Source organism: Caballeronia sp., from assembly GCF_049581465.1.
GTDB lineage: Bacteria > Pseudomonadota > Gammaproteobacteria > Burkholderiales > Burkholderiaceae > Caballeronia.
Genome location: NZ_JBAUSA010000336.1, coordinates 1 through 5,467, shown reverse-complemented (window position 1 = coordinate 5,467; position 5,467 = coordinate 1). Strand labels below are relative to the sequence as shown.

Annotated in this window: 5 protein-coding genes and 1 pseudogene; 3 read left to right on the top strand and 3 right to left on the bottom strand. The window is 59.0% G+C overall.

Annotated features, from left to right (window positions below; genetic code table 11):
- Positions 1-2: 2 nt before the first annotated feature.
- The 3 genes from WCA53_RS08445 to WCA53_RS08435 are packed head-to-tail and all read right to left on the bottom strand — an operon-like array spanning position 3 to position 2,850.
- Complete coding sequence (locus WCA53_RS08445; protein ID WP_423907923.1) at positions 3-773, bottom strand: ATP-binding cassette domain-containing protein; 771 nt, start codon at positions 771-773, stop codon at positions 3-5.
- A 2-nt stretch (positions 774-775) separates the two neighbouring features.
- Positions 776-1,714, bottom strand: coding sequence for an ABC transporter permease (locus tag WCA53_RS08440; RefSeq protein WP_423907921.1), 939 nt, complete (start codon positions 1,712-1,714; stop codon positions 776-778).
- Between the two features lie 56 nt (positions 1,715-1,770).
- A complete protein-coding gene (locus tag WCA53_RS08435; RefSeq protein ID WP_423907919.1) occupies positions 1,771-2,850 on the bottom strand; it encodes a sugar ABC transporter substrate-binding protein in 1,080 nt (359 codons plus the stop codon).
- Between the two features lie 532 nt (positions 2,851-3,382).
- On the opposite strand from WCA53_RS08435, the gene WCA53_RS08430 reads away from it, so the two are divergent.
- From WCA53_RS08430 to WCA53_RS08420, 3 genes and pseudogenes are all read left to right on the top strand, one after another.
- Positions 3,383-3,862 (top strand): universal stress protein, encoded by a 480-nt coding sequence (locus WCA53_RS08430; protein ID WP_423907916.1) that lies wholly within the window; start codon positions 3,383-3,385, stop codon positions 3,860-3,862.
- 46 nt (positions 3,863-3,908) lie between these two features.
- Positions 3,909-5,321 (top strand): PLP-dependent aminotransferase family protein, encoded by a 1,413-nt coding sequence (locus WCA53_RS08425; protein ID WP_423907913.1) that lies wholly within the window; start codon positions 3,909-3,911, stop codon positions 5,319-5,321.
- A 12-nt stretch (positions 5,322-5,333) separates the two neighbouring features.
- Positions 5,334-5,467 (top strand): annotated as a pseudogene (locus WCA53_RS08420) (ArsR family transcriptional regulator); the annotation flags it as partial.

Sequence of the window (5,467 nt, the reverse complement as noted above, 5' to 3'; positions counted from 1 at the left end):
CGTTACCCCCCCGGTACCCTCATCGCCCGATACTCCCTCCTCACAATATCCATCAATTCCTCGACAGAGGTACTATGCGCTTCGCGCTCATAAGTCACGCGCCCACGCTGCATCAACATCACGCGATCAGCGATATCGAGAGTTTGCGCATAGTTATGCATGATCATGACAATAGAAAGATTGCCCTTCTGCTTCAACCGCAGAATCAAGTCGATGATCAGGCCGGCCTCACGGGCGCCCATCGCGGCCAGCGGCTCGTCGAGCAGGAGTATTCGGGCATTCGAATTGACCGCCCGGGCGACGGCAATCGCCTGACGTTGCCCACCCGAAAGCTGCTCGACCGCCAGGTCGACCGAGGGTATGTTCACCCCGATCTCTTCCAGACACTCCGCCGCACGCGCGCGCATCGCGCGATTGTTCAACAGGCGAAACGGACCCGGATAAATGATCTCCCGGTTGAGGAACATGTTGTGATAAATGCTCAGCGAATTGGCGAGCGCGAGGTCCTGGTAGACGCACTCGATTCCCAACGAACGGGCATGATCAACGGAGCTAAGCGCCGTTTCCTGCCCATCGACAAATAGCCGGCCACTTGTCTGCGACTGGAACCCCGTAAGGATCTTGATCAACGTCGACTTGCCCGCGCCATTGTCACCCAGGATGCCAAGGATCTCGCCCCGCTTCAGCGTAAGCGACACGCCATCGAGTGCAGTCACCGCACCGAACCGCTTGACAATATCTTCGCCGCGCAGCGCTTCTGGAACATCCGACATCCCTATCCTCCCTTGCGCGCGAGACGAACCGCATGGATGTTAAAGATCATCGCCGCCAGGATCGCCGCGCCGAGAATCATGTTGAAGGTGAAGGCGTTGATGCCGATCAGCGTGAAGCCGTCGTTGAGAATACCGAGCACCGCCGCGCCAATCAGGCCGCCAATGATCGTGCCCGAGCCCCCCGCCAATGGCGTACCGCCAATCACGGCGGCGGCCACCGCCAGGAACATGATCTGGTTGCCGCCCGCTTGCGGATCAATCGACGTAATTCGAAATCCTTCAAGGATCCCGGTGAAACCCGCAAGCAGCGCAGCGATGACAAAATTGCCCATCTTCAGCCGCCTTACCTGAATCCCCGCTTCACTCGCGCCTAGCGGATTGGCGCCCGATGCGATCGTGTGCAAACCCCATCGTGTATGGCGAAGCAATACGTGCATGACGACCGCAATCGCAATCGTCCAGATGATTTCGCTATAGCCCCATTCCCCGACGAACGCCGCGAATCCGGCGTCGCCAGGCGGCGAAACCGGCGTGCCTCGCGAAATGGTCAGCGTGAAGCCATTGACAAAGAACAGCGTGCCGAGTGTCGTAACGAAAGACGGTATCCGCAGGTATACAGTCACCGCCCCGTTAATCAACCCGACCACGCCGGCCGCCGCCACGCCGACCAGCAAGGCGATCCACACAGGCAACCCTGCCTCGCTCGCGAAATGCATGATGAACGGCGCGAACGCGAAGACCATCCCCGCGGAGAGATCGATTTCTCCGCCGATCATCAGCATGATTTCGCCACACGCAATGATCGCCACCGGCGCGATGAACTGCGACAGGTTTTCAAGGCTCGCGCTGGTCAGCAGAAAGTCGTGGTTGACCGTCTCAAAGTACACACTGAGGATCAACGCCACGACCAGAATGCGGATCTCGCCGGATCGCGCAATCACGCCCGAAAATCGATTCGGGCGTCCGCTGGATTTTTTTATATCGGCCACCGGCGACGTCACGTTTTGATGGGTCCGGTACGTGGCACGATCTGAGGCTTGGTGGTCTTGCCCTCGTAGCGCGTCTCGGTGTTCAGATAAGGCTCGACCGTGTCCTTGGTGACAAACTTAAGACCCGTGTTGATATTGGCCGGCCCCACCAGTCCACCAGAAGCCAGAAACACGAAGGCTTCGAGCACCGTATAAAAACCCTGCACATAGGGCTGCTGGTCGATCGTGAAATCCAGGAAGCCGTCGTGAATCAGCTCGATGGTGCGCGGCAGCAGGTCGAAACCGCCGCCATGCACGCCTTTAGCCGGCAGGCCCGATTCCTTCATGACCTCGGCGACGCCTTGCGTACTGCCCGCATCGACGGCGAACATTCCTTTCAAATCCTGATGTCCCAGGAAGAACGACTTGATTTTTGAAAGCTCCTCGTTGACGGTCGCCCCGGTCGCGATGGTCTGGGCGTCGATCTTCTTGCCGGACTTCTTGATCGCATCGAGCGCGCCATCCAGACGCGGCTGGATATTGAGCTGCCCCGGCGTCGCGATAAAGAGCCCGACCGTTCCGCTGTCGATGAGGCTGACGATACGCTCGCCCATCTGGTAGCCCGATAAATAGAGATCCTGTCCTATGTACGCGAGGCGAGGATTAGTGCTGCCTTGGGGTGCATCGGCGTTATAGGCGAAGACCGGAATGCCCGCGTCAAGCGCCTTCTGAATTGGCTTGTCGAACGCCTTCGGGTCTACGATCGGTACCGCGATCGCGTCGGCTTTCGCGGCTATCGCCGCGTTCATCGCATTGACCATCTCGCCGACGTCCGCATTGGCCGAGCCAGTCCACTGGTAGTCCATTCCGAAGGCAGCCACAGCGTCCTGAATGCCGTATTGAGTCGGCACGAAGAATGGGTTCGTCGTGACATGGTTGACGAAAACGATCTTCCAACGCTTGTGCGCCGGGAATGAGCCCATCTCGGCAGCCTGCGCCGACGTGATCGGACCACCCAAGAGCGCTAATGCCGCCGTCAAGCCGGCGGCCTGCATTAATCCCCGACGCATGTCCTGCACCCGTTCGATGCCTTTTCCCCGCTGCTCCATGTCACTCTCCCGTAGTAGCTCAGTTGTTGAACACTTGGTCGCGCATCGCGGTGCAGGCCGGAGAAGCTCCCCTGTCGAGCGGTACAGCCTCTCACACTATCCGGCAAGATCATGCGCCTGATTAATGTATCAAAATGCTAGGACAGGTGCCTTGCAAATTAATCGATGTATACCCTCAATCAATCCGATTATTCTAAAAACGGGATTCCCTTGCGGGATAGGGATGGGATAGATTCCAGGAATTTGAACCACTTTCGATTCCTAATTAAATCGGCTAGCCTTCGTTAAGTTAGGCAGCGTGAGCCAGCATGAGCCATGCGCGGGCTATGCATTTGCCCGCGCCCGTTCTCTCTCGCCGCCTTACAAAACCAAACCGCAATCCCAAATAGTAAGTTTTCGCATGTTGTTCTCAAACTAACCGCGAGTTTTGCGCTCGCTGACTAACCTGGCCAACGGCCGGAACCCGATCGTCGTCCCGGGATGTAAAATGGGCTTAGCGCGACGGCGGGTCCATCGCGCGCCGGAGGGTGTCATGCTTCGCCTGCTTATCCCGATCATCAGTATTCACGGCGCGGTCGGAGCCGCGCGACATGCGGCTTTTCTGTCCGGCAAGCATCGAGGCTTGCAAGTCGAACTGCTTGAAGTGCTTGAGCCTCCGGATCAGTGCCGCGTAGTCGCATTTCATTCCATCGCCGAACAGTGTTCGGAACTTCTGGAGGAGATGTCTGGTGGGGTTCGCGGGACGCAAGCAGTGCTGGAGAATGCGGGTGTTCCGTTCACGCTGACACGCAGATTCGGTCCGGCTGCGCAAACGACGGCTGCTTTTGCGGCCGAACTACGTTGCGATATTGTCCTGCTCGATGCGAGCCATCTTGGCCCTGTGGGTCGATGGTGGTTGGCGGCCAGACTATGGCGCCTGACGCCGACTCCGGTCACCCTGTTGCACGAGGACGAACATGGCAAGTGGAAATGGCAAGTGCCCCTGCCGACTATGAAATCCATGCACAAGTGATCACTCCGGCGGCCGCCGATCGGTCCGCTTATGTTCGGGCCGACCCTTGAAGCTCTACGAAAAACTCGCCGATGAAATTGAGCAAGCCGTGCGCCGTGGTGTGTTTGTGGCTGGCGAACGGATTTTGTCGATCCGGCAAGCGAGCCAGCAACACGGCGTGGGCATCAAGACCGTCTTGCACGCTTACGCGTTGCTTGAGAGCCGCGGTGTTGTCGAAACACGGCCGCAGTTGGGGTATTTCGTTCGCGAACTCGCTGAGCCGCAAGCGGCGCGCAACCCGGTTGTGCCAGTGACGGCGGTTGCGTCGGAAGTCGATGTGAGCCGGCTCGTGCTCGCAACGCTCCGAAGTATTCGCGCGCAAGATGCCGTTCCGCTGGGCTCGCCTTATCCTGACCCGACGCTTTTTCCGTGGCGCCGCATCAATCAGTATGCAAACGCTATCGCGCGACGTCATTCGAACTGGAACCTGATTGACGACCTGCCGCCCGGGAACCCTGAACTGATCCGGCAAATCGCGCGGCGCTACGCCGAGAACGGCGTGCCCGTGGACCCCGGCGAAATCATCATCACGCTCGGTGCGACCGAGGCCATCAACCTCAGCCTGCAGGCGGTCGCGAAGCCGGGCGACACCGTCGCCGTCGAATCGCCCACGTACTACGCGATGCTCCACGCCATCGAGCGTCTCGGCATGCGCGCGATCGAAGTGCCGACCCATCCCGCCGATGGTATCGACGTCGACATGCTGGCTCGTATCATCGATCAGCAGAAGATTGCGGCCTGCATGGTCATGCCGAATTTTCAGAACCCACTCGGCTTCCAAATGCCCGATGAGCGGAAAAAGCAGCTCGTCGACCTGCTTGCCGCGCACGACATTCCGGCGATCGAAAACGACGTCTATCAGGAACTATATTACGGTGAGACGCGGCCTTCGACGCTCAAGAACTTCGACAAGAAAGGGCTTGTGCTGCACTGCGCGTCGTTCTCGAAGAGTCTGACTGCGTCGTACCGGATCGGCTGGGCGATGCCGGGACGATATCGCGCGCAAGTCGAGAAGCTCAAGTTTCTCAACACGCTCACCACGCCCTCCGTGCCGCAAGTCGCGGTGGCAGATTATCTGCGGAATGACGGCTATGACCGTCACTTGCGCAACGTGCGTAAAGTTTATCGGCAGCAGGCGCGCATCATGAGCGCCATGGTGCTGCGATTCTTTCCGGCTGGAACGCGCATTTCCACGCCACAGGGAGGCTACGTGTTGTGGGTGGAACTGCCGGAGCGCGTCGATTCAATGCGGCTTTACCAAGCCGCATTGGCGTGTAGCATTACGATTGGACCGGGCACCATGTTTTCGACACGCAATGACTTTCGCCACTTTATCCGGCTGAACTACAGCTATCCGTGGAACGCGCAGACCGAGGCGGCACTAAGGACACTGGGCGAGCTCGTTGCAACGATGGCCTGAAAGGAGTCACTCATGACCGATGAAATCGATGCGGCGCTCGTCGCCACGCTCGCGCAATTGTGGCGCGCGGAACAGGAGTCGCCCGTGTGCGCGTGGTCGCTTGCGAAGCTCTCGAAGCGGGCCGGGGTGCCGATGAGCGGGTTGCT